At 69.4% G+C, this 21,518-nt stretch carries 19 protein-coding genes; 13 read left to right on the top strand and 6 right to left on the bottom strand.

The genetic code is table 11. The features are described from left to right. Positions 1-11: 11 nt before the first annotated feature. Entirely contained in the window at positions 12-2,678 is a 2,667-nt protein-coding gene (locus VHB92_RS11050; RefSeq protein WP_325453806.1) for a DUF4062 domain-containing protein, read from the bottom strand. 127 nt (positions 2,679-2,805) lie between these two features. Between VHB92_RS11050 and VHB92_RS11055 the strand changes: the two genes are divergently transcribed. The 4 genes from VHB92_RS11055 to VHB92_RS11070 all read left to right on the top strand — a co-directional run bounded on the left by VHB92_RS11055 (position 2,806) and on the right by VHB92_RS11070 (position 8,669). Continuing rightward, positions 2,806-3,312: a DUF3151 family protein gene (locus VHB92_RS11055; protein WP_325453807.1), complete on the top strand. Its 507-nt coding sequence runs from the start codon at positions 2,806-2,808 to the stop codon at positions 3,310-3,312. Between the two features lie 1,356 nt (positions 3,313-4,668). Then, on the top strand, positions 4,669-6,177 hold the full coding sequence (locus VHB92_RS11060; RefSeq protein WP_325453808.1) for an HNH endonuclease: 1,509 nt from the start codon (positions 4,669-4,671) through the stop codon (positions 6,175-6,177). A gap of 363 nt (positions 6,178-6,540) precedes the next feature. Continuing rightward, complete coding sequence (locus VHB92_RS11065) at positions 6,541-7,830, top strand: adenylosuccinate synthase (RefSeq protein WP_325453809.1); 1,290 nt, start codon at positions 6,541-6,543, stop codon at positions 7,828-7,830. A gap of 17 nt (positions 7,831-7,847) precedes the next feature. Further along, the gene (locus tag VHB92_RS11070; protein ID WP_325453810.1) at positions 7,848-8,669 is read left to right on the top strand and encodes a phosphatase PAP2 family protein; all 822 of its coding nucleotides are present in this window, start codon (positions 7,848-7,850) and stop codon (positions 8,667-8,669) included. A gap of 4 nt (positions 8,670-8,673) precedes the next feature. Here VHB92_RS11070 and VHB92_RS11075 read toward each other — a convergent pair whose 3' ends face one another. Next, entirely contained in the window at positions 8,674-9,786 is a 1,113-nt protein-coding gene (locus VHB92_RS11075) for a citrate/2-methylcitrate synthase (RefSeq protein ID WP_325453811.1), read from the bottom strand. A gap of 80 nt (positions 9,787-9,866) precedes the next feature. On the opposite strand from VHB92_RS11075, the gene VHB92_RS11080 reads away from it, so the two are divergent. The 4 genes from VHB92_RS11080 (at position 9,867) to VHB92_RS11095 (ending at position 13,836) form a co-directional block, all read left to right on the top strand. After that, positions 9,867-11,174 (top strand): citrate synthase, encoded by a 1,308-nt coding sequence (locus VHB92_RS11080; protein WP_325453812.1) that lies wholly within the window; start codon positions 9,867-9,869, stop codon positions 11,172-11,174. A gap of 202 nt (positions 11,175-11,376) precedes the next feature. After that, the gene (locus VHB92_RS11085) at positions 11,377-11,862 is read left to right on the top strand and encodes a CinA family protein (protein WP_325453813.1); all 486 of its coding nucleotides are present in this window, start codon (positions 11,377-11,379) and stop codon (positions 11,860-11,862) included. Between the two features lie 25 nt (positions 11,863-11,887). Continuing rightward, positions 11,888-12,241 (top strand): VOC family protein, encoded by a 354-nt coding sequence (locus tag VHB92_RS11090; RefSeq protein ID WP_325453814.1) that lies wholly within the window; start codon positions 11,888-11,890, stop codon positions 12,239-12,241. A 53-nt stretch (positions 12,242-12,294) separates the two neighbouring features. Beyond that, positions 12,295-13,836, top strand: a complete 1,542-nt coding sequence (locus tag VHB92_RS11095) for a beta-propeller fold lactonase family protein (RefSeq protein ID WP_325453815.1) — start codon at positions 12,295-12,297, stop codon at positions 13,834-13,836. Between the two features lie 191 nt (positions 13,837-14,027). On the opposite strand, the gene VHB92_RS11100 is transcribed toward VHB92_RS11095, so the two are convergent. The 4 genes from VHB92_RS11100 to VHB92_RS11115 all read right to left on the bottom strand — a co-directional run bounded on the left by VHB92_RS11100 (position 14,028) and on the right by VHB92_RS11115 (position 17,065). Then, positions 14,028-14,624: a gamma carbonic anhydrase family protein gene (locus VHB92_RS11100; protein ID WP_325453816.1), complete on the bottom strand. Its 597-nt coding sequence runs from the start codon at positions 14,622-14,624 to the stop codon at positions 14,028-14,030. 55 nt (positions 14,625-14,679) lie between these two features. Continuing rightward, positions 14,680-15,003 carry a hypothetical protein gene (locus tag VHB92_RS11105; protein ID WP_325453817.1) on the bottom strand — a complete coding sequence of 108 codons (324 nt, stop codon included), beginning with the start codon at positions 15,001-15,003 and terminating at the stop codon, positions 14,680-14,682. A gap of 500 nt (positions 15,004-15,503) precedes the next feature. Next, a complete protein-coding gene (locus VHB92_RS11110) occupies positions 15,504-15,977 on the bottom strand; it encodes a hypothetical protein (protein ID WP_325453818.1) in 474 nt (157 codons plus the stop codon). Positions 15,978-16,039: 62 nt separating this feature from the next. Beyond that, positions 16,040-17,065, bottom strand: a complete 1,026-nt coding sequence (locus VHB92_RS11115) for an aldo/keto reductase (protein ID WP_325453819.1) — start codon at positions 17,063-17,065, stop codon at positions 16,040-16,042. A gap of 136 nt (positions 17,066-17,201) precedes the next feature. Here VHB92_RS11115 and VHB92_RS11120 point away from each other — a divergent pair, with 136 nt between their 5' ends. From VHB92_RS11120 to VHB92_RS11140, 5 genes are all read left to right on the top strand, one after another. Then, positions 17,202-17,963: a TetR/AcrR family transcriptional regulator gene (locus tag VHB92_RS11120; RefSeq protein ID WP_325453820.1), complete on the top strand. Its 762-nt coding sequence runs from the start codon at positions 17,202-17,204 to the stop codon at positions 17,961-17,963. A 106-nt stretch (positions 17,964-18,069) separates the two neighbouring features. Next, the gene (locus VHB92_RS11125; protein WP_325453821.1) at positions 18,070-18,984 is read left to right on the top strand and encodes a LysM domain-containing protein; all 915 of its coding nucleotides are present in this window, start codon (positions 18,070-18,072) and stop codon (positions 18,982-18,984) included. An 89-nt stretch (positions 18,985-19,073) separates the two neighbouring features. Further along, positions 19,074-19,808, top strand: a complete 735-nt coding sequence (locus tag VHB92_RS11130) for an ABC transporter ATP-binding protein (RefSeq protein ID WP_325453822.1) — start codon at positions 19,074-19,076, stop codon at positions 19,806-19,808. Further along, positions 19,805-21,145, top strand: a complete 1,341-nt coding sequence (locus VHB92_RS11135) for an FtsX-like permease family protein (RefSeq protein WP_325453823.1) — start codon at positions 19,805-19,807, stop codon at positions 21,143-21,145. The genes VHB92_RS11130 and VHB92_RS11135 overlap by 4 nt, the downstream gene beginning before the upstream one ends. A gap of 41 nt (positions 21,146-21,186) precedes the next feature. Then, complete coding sequence (locus tag VHB92_RS11140; RefSeq protein WP_325453824.1) at positions 21,187-21,513, top strand: chorismate mutase; 327 nt, start codon at positions 21,187-21,189, stop codon at positions 21,511-21,513. Positions 21,514-21,518: the final 5 nt, after the last annotated feature.

The raw sequence follows: 21,518 nt of genomic DNA on the forward strand, positions 1-21,518 counted from the left end.
TCAGGATGCCGTCACTTGCGGCTGAACCCCGCCGAGGCCGCCTCCTGCTTGTCGGGCGGCAGCGCCAGCCGCATCACCTCGGCAGGCGGTGTGCGGCGGCCGCGCTCCTCGGCCGCGTGCATGAGCTCGGGAAAGGCCTTGCGCAGGGGTTCGAGGTAGGCGTCGTGATAGACGAACGCTGCGGCGTCGTACATGCCCGACTTCTTGCGCATCTCCTGGGCCGCACCCGCGAGCACACCGGCGCGCTCCGCTTGTCCGCGCAGCGCCGCGATGGCGCAGAGTCCCTCGATGCCGTAAGCGGCGCCCTCCAGGTGGCCGAGCGTCGCGGAGACGTACGCGGCATCGGCGAACGCGGGCTCGGCCTCCTCGACTCGGTTCTGGAACAGCAGAAGCCGCGCCACATGGTGTTCGGTGATGGTGATGGCGAACGCGTCCTGCATGCGCTGCGACACCTCCGCGCCCCTGCGATAATGCTCCAGCGCAGCGTCGTTGTCGCCGTCGAGCATGTCGAGGCGACCGACGGTGACCCAGGCGACGGCTTCGCCCCATCCGTCGCCGTTGCGCTGAAAGAGGTCGATGGCCCTCGCCAGCTCGGATCTCGCCAGGTCGCGGTCCGCGCCCTCGATCTGCGCGCGCGTCATCGCCGTGCAGCCCAGCACGACGGCCGTGCTGTCCTCGTCGCCGTCCGCTTCGAACGCCTTCCGTACGTCTTCGAAACCCGCGACCACGTCGGAGTCCGCCGACTGCCACATGCACATCCAGAGCACGTAGAACCTGGCGATGGCGGATGCCCTCGGTGACAGCTCCGTCGCGGAATCGAGGATCTCCTGCATCCACACGCGCACCTCGCCGAAGAACCCGCCGATCCACCAGAACACGAGCAGGTTCCAGGCGAAGTCCGTCGCCTCGTCGTACCGGCCGGTGTAGACGAGGTGCCGCACGGCCGAGCGCAGATTGGACCGCTCGCGCTCCAGCCTGGTGAGCGCCTCGACCTGTCTCGCACCCTTGAGCGCCGGCCCGAGCTTGCGCGCGAGTTCGAGGTAGTGGATGGCGTGCGCCGAGCGCATCGCTTGCTCGTCGCCCGACTCGTGCAGCTTCTCCAGCGCGAACTCCCGCACGGTGGCGAGCATCGAGTACGACGGATAGCCGTCCGACTCGTGCTGCCGAACCAGTGAGCTGTCGATGAGGGCGTCGAGTCCCTCGAGTGCCGCGCCTTCCCAGGCCCGGCCTGCACCGAGGGCTTCGACGGCGTCGAGCGTGAACTGCAGCGAGAACACCGAGAGATCGAAGAGCAGAGCCCGGTCGCGGTCGCCGAGCAGGTTGGTGCTCCACTCGATGGTGCTGCGCAGCGTGCGCTGCCGCTCCGGGGCGTCGCGCGGTGCGCCCACCAGCAGGGGCAGCTGCCTGTCCAGGCGCTCCAGCATGCTGTGCGGGGTGAGCACGCGCATCCGCGCTGCTGCGAGTTCGATGGCGAGAGGCAGACCTTGCAGGGTGGCGCAGATACGAGCCACGGTGTCGGCGTTCGCCTCGTCGAGCGCGAAGTCGGGACGCACGGCAGATGCCCGCGCCGCGAACAGCTGAACGGCTTCGCTCGCCCGCACCGACTCCACGGTCGCCTCGATGGTCTCATCCGCCACGCTGAGTCCGGGCAGCTCGTAGACGCGCTCGCCGCGCACGCGCAGCACCGTGCGGCTCGTCACCAGGAACGAGGTGGAGGGCGCGATGGAATACAGCCGAACGAGTGTCGCGCCGGCGTCGATGATCTGCTCGAAGTTGTCGAGCACAAGCAGCATGCGCTTGCCGGCGAGCACGATGGCGAGACGTTCCTCGATCGACACTTCCCCCGTGTCGCGCACGCCGAGCGCGTACGCGATCGTCGGCAACAGCAGATTGGGCTCGAGCACGTTCTCGAGCGGAACGAACACGGCGCCGTCTGCGAAGTCGTGCCGCGCACGCTCGAGCACCTCGAGTGCGAGCCGGCTCTTGCCGACGCCGCCGGGCCCCACGAGGGTGACGATGCGGTCGTTTCCCTGCCGCAGAAGCGAGACGACCTCCGACGCCTCGCGATCGCGGCCGATGAGCGGGGAAGGGGTCGGCGGAATGGGACGCGCCGCATCGAGCGGGGCGGATGCCGCTGCAGGCGGGACGCGCGAGGCATCCGTTTCGTCGCCCGCGTCCGCCGCCCTGTGCCGTTGTCGGCTCTCGTCGAACCGCTCCGCGAGAAGGGTCGACAGGTCGGCGGTGATGAGCTCGGCAAGCTCCTCGTCGGAATCGAACGAGACGTACGCGGCGTTGTCGTCTGCACGGATGCGATCGAGCAGCTCGCGGAGCCGGTCGTCGCGCTTCTGCGACGACTTGATGTAGATCAGCCGCGGCATCTCGGGGTCGGCGAGGTTGTATTCGTCCTCGAGGCCGGACACCTCCTCCCCTGGCGCGACCCAGCCATACCGTTCCCAGTAGAGGCCGATGAAGACGTCGCTCTGGTCCAGGTACGCCCGGTACAGCGAACGCGGCGGATGCGGCCTCGCGCCCAGCTCGAACATGACGGGAGCGAGCCGCAGGCGCTCGATGGCGGCGCGCGCGGCTTTGCGCTCGGGCTCCAACTCGCGGAGCGTCGAGCTCACGAACACGCGGAGACGTTGGTCGGGTGTTCGGATGGCTGCCCGCGCGGTGGCCATGGAACTCATTCTGTGACCGGGGGACAAACGGGGCATCTCCCCCATTTGCGGGGTGCCGGACTCCGCGTCCGGAGATTCGCGAGTGGCACCGGCTGCGACCCAGGGTGGCCTGACTAGCATGGGCGCTATGACCGCCGATGCCCCGGCTGAACGGCCGGAAGAAGAGCCAGCGATCCGTCTCGCCGCAGAACGCGACGTGGTCGTCGAGCTGCTCGATGCCGGCGGCGAACCCGACGTGCTCAAGCTCGTCGTGGCGCGGTATCCGCGCTCCAGTCTGGCCTGGGCGAAGCTCGCGGATGCCACCTTCGACGCCGAGGCTCCTCTGGACTCGTACGCCTACGCCCGCGTCGCCTACGACCGGGCCATGGAAGCGCTGGACGCGGCAGGCTGGGACGGCTCAACGACCGTCCCGTGGTCCCACGAGCCGAACCGCGGCGTGCTTCGGGCCATCTACGCGTTGAGGCGGGCCGCGGATGCCCTTCACGAGACCGACGAGACTGCTCGCCTCTCCGAGCTCTTGAACAGCGCCGATCCGACGGCGGCCGTCGAGATCGAAGCCGCTCACACCGCGCCCATTCCGGTGCAGAACCCGGCCCCGCCGACCGAGTCGATCGTCATCCGCGGCGAGGACTAGCGGCCGCCGGCCGCCCGGGTGTCTCCCGGCACCCCGTTGCTGTCTCCCAGCACCCCGTTTCTGTCTCCCAGCACCCCCTTTCGGGCTCCCGGCACCCCCCTTCTGTCTCCAGGCACCCCCTTTCTGTTTCCCAGCACCCCCTTTCGGGGCATTTCGTCGTTTCCGCGTCATGATTCCCGTTCCGCAGGCTCTTCTTCGTGTGGTGGTACCCGACCACCGAAACAACCCGAACGCTGAGTGACGACGCATCTTCGGATGCGCGAGACGACTCGTCTCGCCGTCGTCGCGCAGCACCGCTTCACGGAGAACCCGCAATGCCGCTTACCCGATCCCTTTTCTCGCGCCTGCACGCAGGCCGGCGGGGCGCCATGCCCGTAAGCCGGTCGGCGGCTAGATGCCTGGAACCGGACCCCGAAAGTCGCCTGCGTCGTACGACGTGATCTGCGTGGGGCGGCTGCTGTCGCCCCTTTCCGAGGCACCGCACGTTGTACCCGACGGCGTGCGGTGCCGGCTCCGGGAGTTGTACCCGACGGCTCCCGCGGCCTCGCTCCGGTCCGACCGGACGCACCAGTCGCCGTCTCGCCACCCCCCAGGCGAGGCGGCGACTGCGCGTTGTGGGGTGGTGCGTGGATCGCGGTCCCGGGTCGGTCGCTCGTCGGTGCTGGGTCTCGATCGGGCTGCCGTGTGGGGCGATCTGTGGCGCCGGGTACGACGGCTTGTTGCGCTGGGTACGTCGGCGCGTTGCGGGGGTACGCCGAGCCGTGGCGCGGGGTACGTCGGCGCGCGGCGCTGGGTACGTCGAGCCGTTGCGGTGGGTGGGCCGAGCCGTTGCGCTGGGTACGTCGACCGGTTGAGTTGGGTACGTCGACCGGTTGCGGCGGGTATGTCCGCGCATAGCGAGCGAGGTTCGTGGACTGTAGCGCTGGATACGTCGGCCCGTGGCGCTGGGCACGTCGACCTGCTCGCTGGATTCGTCCGCGCATGGCGTGCTGGGTACGTCGACCGTGGCGCTGGGTACGCCGGCCCGTTGCGCTGCGTTCGTCGGCCCGTGGCGCTGGGTACGTCGACCCGCTGCGCTGGACTCGTCGGCGCATGGCGCGCCGGGTACGTCGGCCCGTAGCGTGGGCGCGTCGACCGTGGCGTGGAGTACGTCGACCGGGCCCACCGCGCTGCATAAGCCGTTGGGGGCGTCGAGGATCCTGGCTCATGCATTGAGTCTATCGAACATAGCTACGAATTCAACAACAGATCACAATCAATTGTCCTCATCTCCTCCCCAGTCGAGTGCGTTGTGAGTTATCCAGAAATCGAACACATATTCTAGTATTTCCCTCTCCCGTTCAATAGAATCGAGGCATGAAAGATCTTCTCGATGCGGTCCAAGCAGCGCTCGATGCTGCGCGCTCCGTATCGGGCGAGCGCCCGCCGGCGGGACTGGCTCCCGGTGAACTGGTTGCGTTGAATGGGTCGCTCGGGGCCCTGCGAAAGGCCGTGGATGCCGCCCTCCTTCCGGTTGCTGCCGAGATTGCGCGCCAATCGCGGCCGGAGCTCGGGAGAAACTCGCTGGCGAAAAGACATGGCTTCGGCAGCGCAGGGAGAATGATCTCCACGACCACCGGCACCAGCGTCGGAGAGGCGATACGGCTGGTGACTGTCGGCGAGGCTACCGCTCCCCGCACGCTGCTCACGGGCCAGACTGCACCGGCACGGCATCCGCACGTGGCGACGGCCGTCAACGATGGTTCGATCGGCACGCTAGCCGCGTCGGCGATCGTCGGCATGCTCGACAGGGTGGCGCCGCGGGCTGATGCGGAGGCGCTCGATGAGATGGAAGCGCGGCTTGTGCGGATGGCACCGGGGCTGGCGCCCCATCAGCTGCACGCGTTGATCAACCGTGGTGAAGCAACGCTCGATCCCGGAGGCATCGTGCCGCGAGAAACCGAGCTGCACGCCGAGCGGGGCCTGACGATCCATCACGAGGCGTCCGGAGCGATAGCGGTCTCCGGCCGATTCGATCCGGAGTCCGGCGCCCCGATCGTCGCAGCGGTCGAGGGTCTCGTTTCGGGCATGCTCCGACGTCGCGATGACGGCACGAGTGTCGTCGAAGCGGATGATCGCAGCATCCGGCAGATGCGCGCGGATGCGTTGACGGAATTGTGCCGTCACGGGCTCGGATGTGAGCGTGTCCCCGTCGCGCCGAGCACAACCGTCGTGGTGCGGATGGATCTCGCCGATCTGCAGGCAGGCACCGGTTTCGGCACAGTCGATGGAATGTCGCAGCCCGTCTCCGCCTCCACAGTGCGGCGCATGGCGGCCGACGCCCAGATCATCCCGTGCGTGCTCGGGGGAGACAGCGAGATCCTCGACTGGGGACGTGCGAAGAGGCTGTTCACGCCGGCCCAGAAGCTGGCGCTGGCCGAACGTGACGGCGGATGCGCATTCTGCGGAGCGCCGCCGTCGTTCACAGCTGCGCATCACGTGCTGTGGTGGTCGAGGGATGCCGGTCCGACCGACGTCGACAACGGCGTTCTGCTCTGCACGAGCTGTCACTATCGGATACACGACGATGGGTGGGAGATCCGGATCGAGAACGGGCCGGACAAAGACTCGCCGGACAAAGACACTCGCGACAAAGGGACTCGCGACAACGACCAGCGCCATGACCATCGCCGAGACGGCGACCGGAAGCTCGGGACCGAGAACGACCGGGAAGAAGGCCGTCCACCAGGGAACGCCGCGGGAGGCGGTCCGAATCGCGGACGATTGCGCACCTCCGCGAAGGTCTGGTTCATTCCGCCGGCTTGGCTTGACGCATCGCGTACGCCCCGGCTCGGCGGCCGGGCTCGATACGACCTGGTCGCGTGAGCGGAGCCGCGGGCGGCCGCCGAGTCTGTAGCCGTAGCCGTAGCCGCAGCCGGAGGAGGAGCCGCAGTCGCAGCCGCCGCAGTCGCAGTCGCAGTCGCAGCCGGAGGAGGAACCCCAGTCGGAGGAGGAACCGCAGTCGCAGCCGTCGCCGCCGCATCGCGCGGGTCGAAGGCGAAGCCGAAGGCTGAGGCGAAGCCGACGCCCAAGCGCCGCTTCGTCGCAACCCATGAGATCGAGCGCCGCCGCTGTGAGGTCACGCTCGGCCCGGGCACGGCCGCGGACCCTCAGGGTCGTCGCAGGGCCTCCGATAGAATCAAGTGGACATGGTGCCTCGACCGGGCGCAGTCCGGAGGGGAACGGAAAATGCCCGCAACAGTCATCGTCGGCGCCCAATGGGGCGACGAGGGTAAAGGCAAAGCCACCGATCTGCTGGGCGGCCGCATCGACTACGTCGTCAAGTTCAACGGCGGCAACAACGCCGGCCACACCGTGGTGATCGGCGACGAGAAGTACGCGCTGCACCTGCTGCCCTCCGGCATCCTCACCGAAGGCGTCACACCGGTCATCGGCAACGGCGTCGTGGTCGACCTCGAAGTGCTCTGCGAGGAGCTCGACGGCCTGGTCGCACGCGGCGTGGATGTCTCGCGTCTCGTCATCTCCTCGAACGCCCACGTCATCACGCAGTACCACCGCACCATGGACAAGGTGACCGAGCGCTTCCTCGGCAAGCGCCAGATCGGCACCACCGGACGCGGCATCGGACCGACGTACGCGGACAAGATCAACAGGGTCGGCATCCGCATCCAGGACCTCTTCGACGAGGGCATCCTGCGCCAGAAGGTGGAGGGCGCGCTCGACCAGAAGAACCACCTGCTCGTGAAGGTGTACAACCGGCGAGCCATCACCGTCGACGAGGTCGTCGAAGACCTGCTGTCGTACGCCGAGCGCGTGCGTCCGATGGTCGCCGACACGTCTCTGCTCCTGAACCGAGCGCTCGACGAGGGCAAGCAGGTGCTGTTCGAGGCCGGCCAGGCCACGATGCTGGATGTCGACCACGGCACGTACCCGTTCGTCACGTCCTCGTCATCGACGGCCGGCGGCGCCGCGACGGGCTCCGGGGTCGGGCCGAATCGCATCGAGCGCGTCATCGCGATCGTCAAGGCGTACACCACACGTGTCGGCGCCGGTCCGTTCCCGACCGAGCTCGACGACGACATGGGCGAATGGCTGCGTCAGCGCGGCGCCGAGTTCGGCACTACCACGGGCCGTCCGCGCCGTACCGGCTGGTACGACGCACCGATCGCGAGATATGCCACGCGCATCAACGGAGTGACGGACTTCGTGCTCACCAAGCTCGACACGCTCACCGGGCTGGAGCGCATCCCGGTGTGCGTTGCGTACGACGTCGACGGCGTCCGACACGACGAGGTGCCGTCGTCGCAGACGGACTTCCACCACGCCGTGCCCATCTACGAGGAGTTTCCGGGCTGGAGCGAAGACATCCAAGGGGCGCGAACATTCGAGGACCTCCCCGAGAACGCGCAGCAGTACGTGCTGGCGCTCGAGCGGATGAGCGGCGCTCGGTTCTCGGCGATCGGCGTGGGTCCGGCTCGGGACGCGATCGTCGTGCGTCACGACCTGCTCGCCGCCTGACTCTATCCGGGGCGCCCGTGAGAGCAAGACTGCGCGTCTGGCCGTTCCTGGTGGCGGCCGCCGTGCTCGTCGCCGCCTTCGTGGGCACCTACCTCTTCTTCGTGCGCACCTACGCGGGACAGATCGTCGACGAACGCGCCTTCATCGGCGCGGCCGACCAGCACACCCTCATCGTGCGGCTCTCCGGGGCGTTCCTCGGCAACGTCGCCTACCTCGCGATCGGCGGCGGCGCCGTGCTCACGCTGCTCATCGGCGGGCTGGGACGACGTCCCCGGCACACCCTTGTCGCGATCATCGTGCCGGCCGTGGCACTCGGGCTCGCCGAACTCTCGAAGTACGTGTTTCTCAGCCGCCCGAAGACCGGGGCGACGGATGCCTTCAACAACTCGTTCCCCTCCGGTCACGCCACCGTCGCGGCAGCGGCGGCGTTCGCCGTGTTCGTCGTCTCCACGCCGCGCTGGCGGCCGCTCGCCGCGGTGCTGGGCGGCGCGTTCGCCGTGCTCACCGGCATCCTTGCCGTGATCAGCCAATGGCACCGGCCCAGCGACGTCGTCGCCGCCTACATGCTGGTCGGCACGTGCGCATGCCTGGGCGGTGCGGCCCTCGTCGGGTGGGGCGTGCCGAAGGCCTCGCGACCGGCTCGCTCGTTGCGAGCGCTGTGGTGGATCAGCGGAGCGAGCGCTCTCGTGTCGCTCGTCGCCTTCGTGCTCATCTACGTCTCGGTGCAAGACCACGGCAGCCACCTGGAGATCGCCTACCTCGGCGGTGGCACAGCAATCCTTGCGATCGGCAGCGGTTTCACGGCCGGAGGCAACCACCTGTACCGCTGGCTGTCCTGAGCCCTCACCCGACGTACCGCGACGACGGACGGATGATCTTCGGATCGCGCGCCTGCTCGAGCACGTGCGCCGTCCATCCGACGATGCGTGCCATCGCGAACGTGGGCGTGAACATCTCGCGCGGGATGCCGCACTGCTCCATCACCACTGCCGCGTAGAACTCCACGTTCGTGTGCAGGTCGCGTCCGGGCTTGTACTCGGCCAGCAGGCGCTCCGCCACGGCTTCGTACTCGAGGGCGAGCTCGACCCTCGGGCCGCCGAACTCCTCCGCGATCCGCCGCAGCAGCCTGGCCCGTGGATCGGCCGTGCGGTACACGGCGTGACCGAAGCCCATCAGACGCCGGCCGGATGCGAGCTCGCCGCGCACATACCGCTCGATGGACGCCCGGCTCGCAGCATGCCCGGCGGCCGCGACCGCATCGAGGGTATCCAGCGCCCGGCTCGGGGCGCCGCCGTGCAGCGGGCCGGACAGCGCGCCGATGCCGCCCGCGACGCAGGAGCCCATGTCGGCTCCCGTCGACGCGATCACCCTCGCCGTGAACGTCGAGGCGTTGAAACCGTGGTCGAGTGTGGCGATGAGGTACGCGCTGAGTGCGTGCACCGCGCGGTCGTCCGGCTCGTGACCGGTCACCGCCAGCAGGTAATCCGCGACGACACCTCGTCCGCTGGGCTTCGGAGCGATAGCGCTCTGGTGGCGGAACCAAGCCAGGATGCCGGGAGCCGCCGCCGCGACGGCCAGTGCCTCCTCGACACGCGCGGCCTCGTCGAGGTCGTACAGCGGTCGCGCTCCCCGCGCTGCGGCGAGAACCGGCAGCGTGGTCTGTAGCCCGCGCAGCGGATCCACGGGCGGAGCGTGTGTGAGGAACTCCAGGACGGATGCCGGCAGCACTCGCAGCCGGGCTATGCGCTCGCGGAACCGGTCGGCGGCATCCGCGTCGGGCAGCGTGCCCAGCACGAGCAGGTGCCACGCCTTCTCGAAGTCGGCGCCGCTGGCGAGCTCGACCGCGTCGTACCCCCTGTAGTGGTAGCGGCCCTCGCTGCCGAGCACATCACCGATGGACGTCTCGGCGACGACGAGCCCGGCAAGCCCGCGCGGGGCGTCAGTGATGGCAGTCATCGCTCGTCTCCTCTCCGCTACTCAGGCTGCAACTTGATCACGCGTGCGTCAATGTTGATTCAGTCAATATGATGGCGAGCATGACCGAACCTCTGCCGCGGCTCAGCGCATCCCAGGCCGCGGCCCGGCTCGGGGTGCGGCAGCAGACGCTCTACGCCTACGTCTCCCGGGGCTTGCTCTCGCGCGAGCGGGGCGCTCTCGGATCGACGTTCGACCCGCTGGAGGTGGAGGCGTTCGCGAGTTCGCGTCGTCGCAGCGTCGCTTCACCTATCGGGACGGCATCCGGCTCACCGCTCATGGTGCTCGACACCGATATCGCGCTCATCGAAGACGGCGAGCTCTACTTCAGAGGCGTCCCCGCCTCCGAGCTGGCGCTCGGTGCGAGTTTCGAGTCCGTCGCGCGATGGCTGTGGGGTGCGCCGGCGGTCTCCGACGACGAGCTCCGGGCGGATGCGGATGCCGTCGCGTCCGCTCGTGCCGCCGTTGCGGCCCTGCCACCTTCGGCGACAGCGCTCGACCGGCTGCAGGTGGCCATACCGGTGCTCGGTGCGTCGGATCCCACGCGTCACGACCTGCAGCCGGCGACGGTTCGGGCGGCCGCCGAGCGGCTCATCGCAGGGGTGGTCGAAGCCTCGGGCATGGCCGGCATCCCCGGCGGCGGGGCCCCAGCGGAGCAGAGGGCCGTCGCTACGCCGCAGACGATTGCCGCGGCGCTGTGGCAGGCGCTCGCCGGCCGTCCGGCCTCTGCTGCGCAGCTTCGGGCAATGAACGCGGCGCTCGTGCTGTTCGTCGATCACGATCTGGCGGCATCCACCATGGCGGTTCGCGCCGCAGCGTCGGCGCGGGCAACCCCGTACGCCGTCGTCTCGAGCGGACTCGGCGCCCTTGACTCGGCGTTGCACGGCAACGCGAGCGGAGCGGCGGCCGAGCTCATCCAGCTCGTCCTCGATGGCACGGATGCCCGCGCCGCCCTCGCGTGCACCGTCGCCCGCACAGCCCGCCCGGCTCCGGGCTTCGGGCAGCCGCTCTACCCCGGGATCGACGCGCGGGCCGCGATTCTGCTGCCGCTCGTCGCGGCGATGCCCGGCGGTGACTCCGTCGTCGACGCCGTCGATGCGCTGACGCGGGAGGTCGTCTCGCGCACCGGACGTCATCCGAACGTCGATCTCGCGCTCGCCGCACTGACCACCGCGGCGGGAATGCCGGCCGACGCCGGCGCCGCCATCTTCGCCGTCGGCCGCATGGCCGGCTGGATCGCGCACGCTCTCGACGAGTACGGGCAGCAGCCGCTGAGACTCCGCCCGAGGGGCAGGTACGTCGGTCCTCGGGCGGCCTCCGGTTCGACGATGCGGATGACGGCCGGGGTGGATGACGGCCGCAGCCGCTGACGGCCGGCCGGTGACGGCACCGACCGGCGGCGACGCGCGGGCGACGGTACCGAGCGGCACCGACCGGCGGCGACGCGGGGGCGGACGGCACCGAGCGGCAGCGATGCGGCGCGGCGGCCAACGGGCGACAGGTGACCGCGATGGATGGAGAGTCACCGGTCAAGGCCTGCCGACCCCGGACAGCGAGAGCTAGAACCGAAGCATGTCCGGTCCAGGTGAGCTGAATGACGACTGCACGACGGAGGCGACCGCCATCGCGCGCGTCGCACAGACCAGGGGCTTGACGATCGCCTGCGCGGAGTCGCTGACCAGTGGGGCCATCGCGAGCCACCTCGGCGCTGCGGAGGCGGCATCCCAGTGGTTCAGGGGAGGGGTCGTGGCGTACTCGACCCAGGTGAAGTTCGACGTGCTCGGCGTCGACCGGGGTCCGGTCGTCACCGCGAGGTGCGCCGAACAGATGGCAGCGGGTGTGGCCGAGCTGACGAGCGCCGACATCGCGTTGGCCGTCACCGGGGAGGGCGGCCCCGAGCCCTCCGAGGATGCCACGGTCGGTACCGTCTTCATCGCCGTGCATCACCACGACCGGCACGACGTGCGCAGATTCCAGTTCGGCGGCGACCCGAGCGCCATCGTCCACCAGACCACGCTGCAGGGTCTGCGGATGCTCCGCTCGGCCGTCGAGGAGTAGGAGCTGCCGTCCCTAGGCTTGTCGCATGGCCTTGCGATGGGAACAGGTGATCGTGCACTGCGCCGACCCGGCCGCCCTCGGCCGATGGTGGGCGGACGCGCTCGGTTGGGTCGTCGTCTACGCCGACGACGACGAGTTCGAGATTCGTCCGGACCCGGACACGAGGCCGGGAGTGGACTTCGTGCGCCTGGACGAGCCGAAGACGGGAAAGAGCCGGCTGCATCTCGACTTCACGTCGGACGACCAGGACGCCGAAGTCGCACGCCTTCTCGCGCTCGGCGCCCGCCGGGTCGACATCGGTCAGGGGGAGCAGTCGTGGGTCGTGCTCGACGATCCTGAAGGCAACGAGTTCTGCGTGCTGCGCGCTCCGAGCGCCTAGCCGGCACCGCACGGCTCACGAGCGGCCCGTGTTTCGGACGGAAAGGATGCGCCATGCGCCACACGCCCCACTACCTCATGACGGATCCGGACGAGGTCAAGCGGCTGATCCGCGCCAAGCCGTGGGCCACGTTCGTGTCGGCGACGGCGAACGGTCTCGTGGCATCCCACTACCCGGTCCTGCTGGAGGAGGATGCCGACGCCATCACGATCGTCAGCCACTTCGGCCGCCCCGACGACGAGCTGCACGAGCTCGGACAGCACGAGGTGCTCGTGATCATCCAGGGGCCGCACGACTACGTCTCCTCCAGCTGGTACTCCCCCGGCGACCTCGTTCCGACCTGGAACCACGTGACAGCGCACCTCTACGGCACGCCCGAGATCCTCAGTGAAGAGGAGAACTTCCAGGTGCTGAGCAGGCTCACGGATCATTTCGAGCAGCGCCAGCCGCACGGGCGCAGCCTGTCCGAAGACGAGGCCGGCGCTCGCCGCATCGCCAAAGGCACACAACCTGCCGAGGAACAACAGCTAGCGCCACACGGGCCCACCGCCGGCAGCCATCGAGCCGGCACCCGTCAGACTGGTGACATGATCTCCTCGCTCTGGCTCGGCACCTACACGGCGGATTCCGGCGGGCACGGACGCGGGATCGCGCGCGTGACGGTCGACGATGGCGCGATCACCGGCATCGGCACGGCGGCCGCCGCCGATTCACCGTCGTTCGTGGCAACGCATCCCAGGCTTTCCGTCGTGTACGCGGTCGAGGAGTTCGCGGGGCGCATCCGCGCGTTCCGGGTGACCGACGGCGGCGACCTCGAGCCGCTCGGGGACGCCCACCCTGCCGGTGAGGCCGTGTGTCATGTCGCCGTCGCTCGCGATGGCGCCCACGCCGTCGCGACGTGCTGGGGTGACGGGCGCGTGATCCTCTACCAGCTGGACGCGGGTGGGGCGATCGTGGGACGCGTGGAGGCCGTGGCATCCGTCGACCCCTATGCGGACATCGCGGAGGAGAGTCGGCAGAGCCGGGCGCACTCCTCCCTGTTCCTCCCCGACGGACGTGTCCTGACCACCGACCTCGGTCACGACACCGTTCGCGTCTGGCGTGTCGAGGGGTCGTCGCTCGAGCCTCTCGCGGAGACCGTGCTGCCGTTCGGCAGCGGACCCCGGCACCTGGCGCTGCACCCGAGCGGCCACGTGTACGTCGTGACCGAGCACTCGATCGAAGTGGCCGTGCTCGACCCGGTGACGCTCGCGGTGGCATCCGTCGTGCCGGCCATCAACCCGCACGAGCGCAACGGCAACGCGGGGGCGCACATCTCGTTCGACGGCGATCGCCATGTGCACGTGACGGTGCGGGGAGCCAATGTGGTAGGCGTGCTCGAGGTGACGGATGACGGCGCCCGCATGCATCCTGTGGCCAGCGTGGCGTGCGGCGGCAACTGGCCGCGTCACCACCTGCAACTCCGCGACCGGCTCTACGTCGCCAACCAGCTGAGCGAGGACATCGCCGTCTTCCGCCTGAACGACGGGATGCCCGTGCTCGACACGACGGTCGCCACCGGGTCGCCTACCTGCCTGATCCCCACCGCAGACTGAGGTCCCGCGCGTGTCGCACCAATGCGTCTCGCCGGAGGTCACCGACGGTCTTCTCGATCTCTACGCGGCGTTCCGGCCGGGTTGGGCGAGCACGTCGCGGGATGAGCTGGAACGGCTTCTCGGCCGAGCGCCGATCGACCCGATCGAAGCGCTCAGCATGCGGTCCGCACCCTGAGCGCCGCATCGTTTGCTTACGGACTCGTGATCTCGTCGTCCCGATGGGCGCCGTAATAGTCCGACTGGCGGCGCATCAGCTCGCGCATCGACACCTCCCGGCCCACGCCGTACACCGTTCCGCCGAAGTCGAGCTCTCGCTGGATGGCCCAGATCTCATCGTGTCGCTCGGGCGGCAGGATGCTCGCGGGATCGCCGACCGCTACCCATCCGATGGGAACCAGCGCGCCTTCCGCGAGCACGGTGTTGACCTGGACGACGCCGTTGATCCGCACCTCCGCGCGCCTGCCGATCCTGCTGCCCGGAAAGAGCGACGCGCCTGTCGCGATGAAGACCTCGTCGGCGATGACGCTCCCGTTCACATGCGCGTGCGGGCCGACCAGCACGGCTGAGCCGATGACGGCCGGATGCCCGCCGCGCCCACGCACCAGCGCATGCTCCATGACGACGCTGTCCGGCCCGACCGACACCGTGCCGTCCTCTGCGGTCAGCACGGCTCCGTGCAGGATGCGTGCGCCCGCGGCGACGCGCACGTCGCCCACGAGCACGGCGGACGGCGCGATGTAGGCATCGCCGTCGACGGCCGGTTCCCGGTCACGGTGGCGGATCAGCATGACGTGCCCTCTCTCATCGGGGTGCCGCTGGTTGAGCGCGTCGGCACCGCGACGATCACGTTCTCACTCCGAGATCCGGGTCCACCGCCGCGGCGACGGCGCGCTCGAAGACGTCGGCGAAGTAGTCGGCCTGGCTGACCGTGACGACATGACCGCCTGGCACGAGAACGGGCACGACCCCGAGACGCTCCATCGCGACCCCGCGCTGGAACTCGGGCGGGAAGAAGCGATCGTCGTCTCCGGAGTAGACGTCGACGGGCGCCGCCCAGGCGTCGAAGTCGCACGGCTGCTCGAACGCGAGATTGCCATCGGCCGCCTGCTCCGTCTCCAGCGCCGAGACCGACGCGTCGTCGAGACCGTTCCAGAAGTGCTCGGCCACATCGAATGGCGCATCGGGGTCGCGACCGGATGCCAGGTCGTTCTTCCCTCAGCGCTTCGGAGAAACCCACGTGATCCCACCACTCGCCCGCCGTCTCGCCGGGCTGAGGGACCATCGCATTGACCAGGATCACCCGCATCGTGTCGAGCCGCGCAGCGAGCATCGCGGCGGCGATTCCTCCGAGCGATAGCGCGCCGATCACGACGCGGTCGGCTCCCTCCGCCGCGGCTACACCGGAGGCGACGTAATCATGGAGGCCTCTCTGCGGTGCCGGCGCGAAGTCCACGGCGACGGCATCCACTCCCCGTCGCTCCAGCCGTTGCGCGACCGGTTCCCAGACGCCGAGGGCGCCGCCGGCCGCGGGTAGCAGAAGGCACCGCACGCGCTCGCTCATGGGTCGCTCCCGTTCGTCGTCGCGCGGGCGGTCTTCTCGCACAGCCCTGTCGCGTCACGCATCAGTGTGGACCGAGCGCCGGACAATGCGCGACGATCGCAACCGGTCAGCGCGCCGGCCGCGGCGGTGGAACGTCGTCGTCTCCGGTGGTTCTCTCCGTGTCGGCGCGGTGGTCCAGCCGGTCCGGCGCGCCGTACCCGCCACCGGCCGGACGATCTCGACCGTCATCGCCACGCCCCTCGGTGCGCACATCCGGATCGAGCCTGTCGGCCTGCGTGAGCTTGTCGTTGGCGGCCGCCCTGGCGTCCCCCGCCTCCGCGGCGCGCGCTTCGGCATCCCGCCGCCGCCGCTCGGCCTCGACCTCCGCCTGCTTCGCGTCGGCCGCGGCTCGGGATGCCTTCGCCTCGCGTTCGCGCGCCGTCAGGTCGTCGTCGCGTGCGGCGACGCGGATCTCCTGCGCCCGCTGGCGATCGTGCTCCCTCTTGCGTCGTCTGCCGACCGTGAGGGCGATCACGATGATGGCGATGATGATCAGCACCACGATCACGGCGATGAGGATGATCCATCCTGTTGTGTTCATGCTCGGACGCTACGACCGTGACGACAGCAGGCCAGGGGTTGACGGTTCGGGCGAAGCGGTGATCAGGCGGCGGACCGCTCCGAGACCGCCCGGCGCCGCAGCGTCGGGTCGCCGACCTCGGGGCCGCGATAGACCATGTCCATGGCGCCGATGCTCTCGCCGGGCGGCACGATTTCGTCGATCCGGTCGAGCACGTCGTCGGAGAGCGAGACCTCCATGCCCGCAAGCGTGTCCTCGAGCTGCTCCATCGTGCGAGGGCCCGCTATCGCGGACGTGACACCAGGATGCGAGATGACGAACGCCATCGCGAGGTGTGTCAGCTTCACTCCGACCTCGTCTGAGAGGGCGATGAGCTGCTCGACCGCCGCGAGCCGCCGCTCGTCACGGAAGTGGCGCATGCCGGTGCGGGACGAACGGAAGACGTCGTTCTCGGCTCCCGCCCGGTAGCGACCGGTCAGCATCCCCCCGGCGAGCGGGCTGTAGACGAGCGTGCCCATGCCGTAGCGCTGCGCGACGGGAAGGATCTCGCGTTCGATCTCGCGGTCGAGGATCGAGTAGTTGGGCTGCTCGGTGCGGAACCTCTCGAAGCCGCGGCGTTCCGACATCCACTGCGCCTCCACGATCTCCGAACCTCGCATCGACGAGGTGCCGATCGCTCGCACCTTGCCCTGCCGCACCAGGTCGGTCAGCGCGGACAGCGTCTCGTCGATATCGGTGTCGGGGTCCGGTCGGTGCAGCTGATAGAGGTCGAGGTGGTCGGTCTGGAGGTTACGCAGCGATCGCTCGACGGCCGACATGATCCAGCGTCGTGACGCGCCGCGGTGGTTGATGTCGTCGTCGACCGGTCCCCAGAACTTCGTGGCCAGCACGACGTCGTCCCGTCGTCCCTTCAGCGCCTCGCCGACGACTTCTTCCGAGTCGCCGTAGCGATCGGCGGTGTCCACGAAGTTGATGCCCGCGTCGAGCGCGCGATGGATGACGCGGATCGCCTCCGCGCGATCGGGATTGCCGAGGCCGCCGAGCATCATGGCGCCGAGGGCGTACGGGGTCACCTTGATGCCGGTACGTCCGAGTGTTCTGTACTGCATGTTTCGCTCTTCCTGTTGCGGGCCGGGTATCATTGAACGGAACATCGCTCCGGATGCGATGGAGTCTATTCGGAACGCTGTTCCGCTTGTACCTGACTGTAGCGGAACGTGGTTCCGTTCGCTAGGGAGTTGCCGCATGTCCTCCACCACGGGCGCCGAATCGCGGGCGATCGCGCGATCCGGAGATGCCGAGTCGCGGGCAGCGGACACGAACCGGCGTGAGGTCGACGAGTCCCCGGCGGATGGACGCCCGGCAGACACGCGGACGGCGGACACGCGCCCGGCGCACACGCGGACGGGCGCGGCCGTCGAGGCGGCTGAGGTCCCTGCCGGCGCTACGGAGTCGCGACGGATGCGCGCCGACGCGCGGCAGAACGTCGCCGCGTTGCTGGAGGCGGCGGCGGCCGTCTTCGTCGAGTCCGGGGTCGACGCTCCCGTCCGCTCGATCGCTCAGCGCGCCGGGGTGGGCGTCGGAACGCTCTACCGGCATTTTCCGCTGCGCTCCGACCTCATCTCCGCGGTGTTCCGGCACGAGATCGACGCCTGCGTCGCGGCCGCTGCCGGGTTCGAGGCGGAGTATCCGCCCGGCGAGGCGCTCGACCGGTGGATCATGCGCTACACGGAGTTCGTGGCGACCAAACGCGGACTGGCGGGAGCCCTGCACTCCGGCGACCCCGCGTACGAGCCGCTCGCCCAGTACTTCTCCACCCACCTGGCGCCCACGCTGGGTCGCATGCTCGACGCTGCGAAGCGATCGGGCGACGTCGTGACAGACGTGGACCCAGCGGAGTTCCTAGGCGCCGTCGCGAACCTGTGTCACGCCGGCGATCCTTCCGGCTCCGGACGTCCGGAGCGCATGGTGCGCCTGCTGCTCGCGGGACTGCGCAGCGCCGAGTGATGCGTGCATCCGCGCTGCGGTCGGCCGGCCCTTCCTCTGGACACCGGTAGACCACTAGGGTCTCTACGGGGATGGAAGAGCGGAGCTGCGAATGAGGATGCCGTCGTTGGCTCCCCTGACAGTCTCGCCGCGGTCTCGTCGCATGGGCCGCGTTGTCGCCGCGATGGGCGTCGCGGCGCTCGTCACGGCCACGCTCGCCGGATGCTTCGCCCTGGGCGGCACGGCCACTGCGCACGCCGCGCACAAGCAGTCGCACCACTCGGCGGCACCGACCAAAAGGCCGACCGCGTCCGCTACGCCGGATCCGGCGCTGTCGCATCCGGCAACGGCCGAACCGGCCGCCACCCCCGAGCCGAGCCCGACGATCACGCCGGTGCCCGCCGGCACCGTGGTCGCCGAGGCCGACGTCGCGTCGCCGAAGGGCAGCATCCACTTCCACTACCGCATGGTCGCCAACGGGGACAACACGTACTCGGCGCAGTACTCCGGCTTCACGTCGACGGTGCCCGTGCCTGTCTCCGTCACACTCATCGACGTTCCGCCCTCGGTCGGCGACGGTCTCACCTACCACGGCGTGGGCGATCACCTGCTCGGAGGCCCCACCACCTCACCCCAGTCGTCGTCGGTGTCGCTCGGCTCCGAGACCGAGCCGTCCTACCTCGGAACCCTGGTCACGTACTCGTCCGTGGCCTCGGGAGACGACGTTCCCGTCGAGCTCGGCCCCAACAAGGTGCTGGCCGTGAACACGATCTCGTGGCACATCCCGGCCCGCCAGACCAATGTGCATCCGGTCGACGGCGGCGCGCGCACCTTCGCCACCGGCTCGGTCACGGAGACGACTGCGGGCGGTGCTCCGAAGAGCTACCTGATCGCTCCTGGCGACCTCACCGCCGTCGTTGCGCAGCGATTCGGCATCTCGGTCGCCGATCTCATCTGGCTCAACGCCGGCCTCGAGGTGTTCGGCGATCAGCAGTACCTCTACGAGGGCACGAAGCTGAATCTGGATCCCAACAGCATCTGAACGCTGTCATCCGATCGGCGTACCCGGCGTCTCTCGGAATCAACCCCTGGCTTGATGCGCGTGGAACGGGCGGCCGCGACGATGGATGCATGGCAGCGATTCTCGAGGCATCAGACCTCATCAAGTCCTACGGAGTCACCCATGCGCTCGCCGGCGTCACGCTCGACGTGCAGGCAGGTGAGGCGCTGGCCATCATGGGCGCGTCCGGTTCTGGCAAGTCGACGCTGTTGCACGTGCTCGCCGGCATCCTCACGCCCGATGCGGGGCAGGTGTCGCTGCACACGCAGCGCGGCACGGTGTCGGTCGGCGCGCTCAACGACGGAGCGCGCTCGGCGCTGCGCCGCGATGCGTTCGGCTTCGTGTTCCAGCAGGGACTGCTCATCCCCGAGCTCACGGCGGTCGAGAACGCGGCGCTTCCGCTCATGCTCAAGGGAGTCGCGCGCCAGGAGGCCGAACAGCGTGCCGGGCAATGGCTCGCCTCGCTGGGGCTGGCCGGACTCGAGCAGCGGCGCATCGGCCAGCTCTCCGGCGGGCAGGCCCAGCGTGTGGCCGTCGCGCGTGCGCAGGTGATCGAGCCCCTCGTGGTCTTCGCCGACGAGCCGACCGGGGCGCTGGACTCCGCGACATCCGCCGAGGTGATGGATGCCCTGATCGGCTCGACGACGGGCCGTGGCCGCACGCTCGTGGTCGTCACGCACGACGAAAGCATCGCCGCGCGCTGCACACGCGTCGTGCGGCTGCGCGATGGCCGCATCGTCGAGACGCGGTCGCACGTCGGAGGCATGGACTACATCCAGACGCCTGCTCAGGGGGACCGGCGATGACGACGCTCACGGTCGCTCGTCTGCTCGCCAGGCCGGCGGCATCCGGACGGGCCACGCTGGCGTTGCCCATCGTGGCGTTCGGCATCTCGACCGCCCTGCTGCTGACCACTCTCGCCGGGGCGATGTCGTTCTTCCGGTGGCACGACGGGAACGCCTTCACGTACCAGGCGCTGGCGATCTTCGCTTCGGCCCTGCTGCTCGTGCCGCTGGCCTCGCTCGGCGGATCCGCAGCCCGGCTCTCGGCGCGACGCCGCGACGACCGGCTCGCGACGCTGAGGCTGCTCGGCGCCACGACGGGATTCGTGGGCCGTCTCACCGTGCTGGAGTCCATGGCGCTCGCCGTGGCCGGCGCGCTCGGCGGCGTCGTGCTCTACCTGGCACTCACGCCGCTCGTCGCGCTCATCCCGTTCCGCGGTGCCCCCATCGGCGCCGGCGCGCTGCTCCTCAACCCGCTCATCGTGCTCGCCGTCGTGGTCGGCGTCGGCCTGCTCGCCGGCGTGAGCGCCGCGATCGGGCTGCGCGGTGTCGTCGTGTCGCCGCTCGGCGTGCGCACCCGCCAGTCGGCGCCGCACTCGCACTGGGTGCGAGTGCTCGTCGCCGTCGCCGTACTCGCCGCCGTCGTGTTCTGCGTGGCCAACCCGAGCATTCTCGGCGGCGTGCTCACCGTGATCATCGTGCTGGCCGCCGCCTTCGCCGCTGCGAACGCTGTGCTGGGGCTGGTCGGTCCGTTCGTGATCCGGCGCTTCGCGGCATCCGGCCTGCGGAGGGCGACCACGCCGCAGCGGCTGATCGCCGCCCGCTCGGTGCTCGAGTCGCCCAAGGCGGCCTGGCGTCAGGTCAGCGGAGTGTCGATGACCACGTTCATCGCCGTCTTCGCGGGCACAGCGCTCGCCATGATCGGCGCCGTGAGCGGCGAACGTGCCGACCGCGACGAGCTGATCCTGCTCGACGACGTGCGAACGGGCGTCTTCATCACGCTGGCGATCTCGTTCGTCATGGTGGCGTGCTCGGTGGGCGTGAGCCAGGCATCCGCCATCCTCGACCGCCGCGACCTGTACGTGAGCCTGGACCGCCTCGGGATGCCGGTGAAGACCATGGACGCCGCTCGCGTGCGCGCCGTGCTGTCTCCGTTGCGCATCGTCACGGTGGGGTCGGCCGTGACCGCCGTCATCATCGTGCTGCCGCTGGCGGGCGTCGCCCTCGTGCTCGCGCCGCTCTCGCTGCTCACCATCGCCGCCAGCATCGCGGGCGGCATCCTCGTTGTCTGGCTCGGACTCCTGGCGACAAGCCCCGTGCTGCGGCGGGCGCTCAGCGAACCGATCGTCATGATGGAGTGATCGCAAAGCCTGATGCTCCGATGAGCGGCTACCCTCGACTCATGCCCGAGAACGATGAGCAGAATGACGACGCGCGCGCACTTGAGCAGCTCTATGCCATTCGCGAGAGCATCGACAACATCGATGCCGCGCTGATCCATCTGCTCGCCGAGCGGTTCAAGTTCACGAAGCAGGTCGGATACCTGAAGGCGGAGCACGGGCTGCCCGCCGAGGATCCGGTGCGCGAGCGCGATCACATCAAGAATCTGCGCGCACTGGCCGTGGAGAGCCATCTCGATCCGGAGTTCGCCGAGAAGTGGTTCAACTTCGTGGTCGCCGAGGTGATCCATCACCACGTGCGCGCCGGCGCCGCGCCGACGGCCGAGTGACGCGG

This window comes from Humibacter sp. (assembly GCF_035547335.1).
Taxonomy (GTDB): domain Bacteria; phylum Actinomycetota; class Actinomycetes; order Actinomycetales; family Microbacteriaceae; genus Humibacter.

What these genes read in the sequence shown, in the direction of transcription:
- VHB92_RS11050 (WP_325453806.1), bottom strand. Translation starts at nt 2,678, where the DNA reads ATGGCCACCGCGCGGGCAGCCATCCGAACACCCGACCAACGTCTCCGC.
- VHB92_RS11065 (WP_325453809.1), top strand. Translation starts at nt 6,541, where the DNA reads ATGCCCGCAACAGTCATCGTCGGCGCCCAATGGGGCGACGAGGGTAAA.
- VHB92_RS11100 (WP_325453816.1), bottom strand. Translation starts at nt 14,624, where the DNA reads ATGCTGATCCGCCACCGTGACCGGGAACCGGCCGTCGACGGCGATGCC.
- VHB92_RS11140 (WP_325453824.1), top strand. Translation starts at nt 21,187, where the DNA reads ATGCCCGAGAACGATGAGCAGAATGACGACGCGCGCGCACTTGAGCAG.
- VHB92_RS11085 (WP_325453813.1), top strand. Translation starts at nt 11,377, where the DNA reads ATGTCCGGTCCAGGTGAGCTGAATGACGACTGCACGACGGAGGCGACC.
- VHB92_RS11120 (WP_325453820.1), top strand. Translation starts at nt 17,202, where the DNA reads ATGTCCTCCACCACGGGCGCCGAATCGCGGGCGATCGCGCGATCCGGA.
- VHB92_RS11095 (WP_325453815.1), top strand. Translation starts at nt 12,295, where the DNA reads ATGCGCCACACGCCCCACTACCTCATGACGGATCCGGACGAGGTCAAG.
- VHB92_RS11075 (WP_325453811.1), bottom strand. Translation starts at nt 9,786, where the DNA reads ATGACTGCCATCACTGACGCCCCGCGCGGGCTTGCCGGGCTCGTCGTC.
- VHB92_RS11080 (WP_325453812.1), top strand. Translation starts at nt 9,867, where the DNA reads ATGACCGAACCTCTGCCGCGGCTCAGCGCATCCCAGGCCGCGGCCCGG.
- VHB92_RS11060 (WP_325453808.1), top strand. Translation starts at nt 4,669, where the DNA reads ATGAAAGATCTTCTCGATGCGGTCCAAGCAGCGCTCGATGCTGCGCGC.
- VHB92_RS11135 (WP_325453823.1), top strand. Translation starts at nt 19,805, where the DNA reads ATGACGACGCTCACGGTCGCTCGTCTGCTCGCCAGGCCGGCGGCATCC.
- VHB92_RS11110 (WP_325453818.1), bottom strand. Translation starts at nt 15,977, where the DNA reads ATGAACACAACAGGATGGATCATCCTCATCGCCGTGATCGTGGTGCTG.
- VHB92_RS11055 (WP_325453807.1), top strand. Translation starts at nt 2,806, where the DNA reads ATGACCGCCGATGCCCCGGCTGAACGGCCGGAAGAAGAGCCAGCGATC.
- VHB92_RS11090 (WP_325453814.1), top strand. Translation starts at nt 11,888, where the DNA reads ATGGCCTTGCGATGGGAACAGGTGATCGTGCACTGCGCCGACCCGGCC.
- VHB92_RS11130 (WP_325453822.1), top strand. Translation starts at nt 19,074, where the DNA reads ATGGCAGCGATTCTCGAGGCATCAGACCTCATCAAGTCCTACGGAGTC.
- VHB92_RS11115 (WP_325453819.1), bottom strand. Translation starts at nt 17,065, where the DNA reads ATGCAGTACAGAACACTCGGACGTACCGGCATCAAGGTGACCCCGTAC.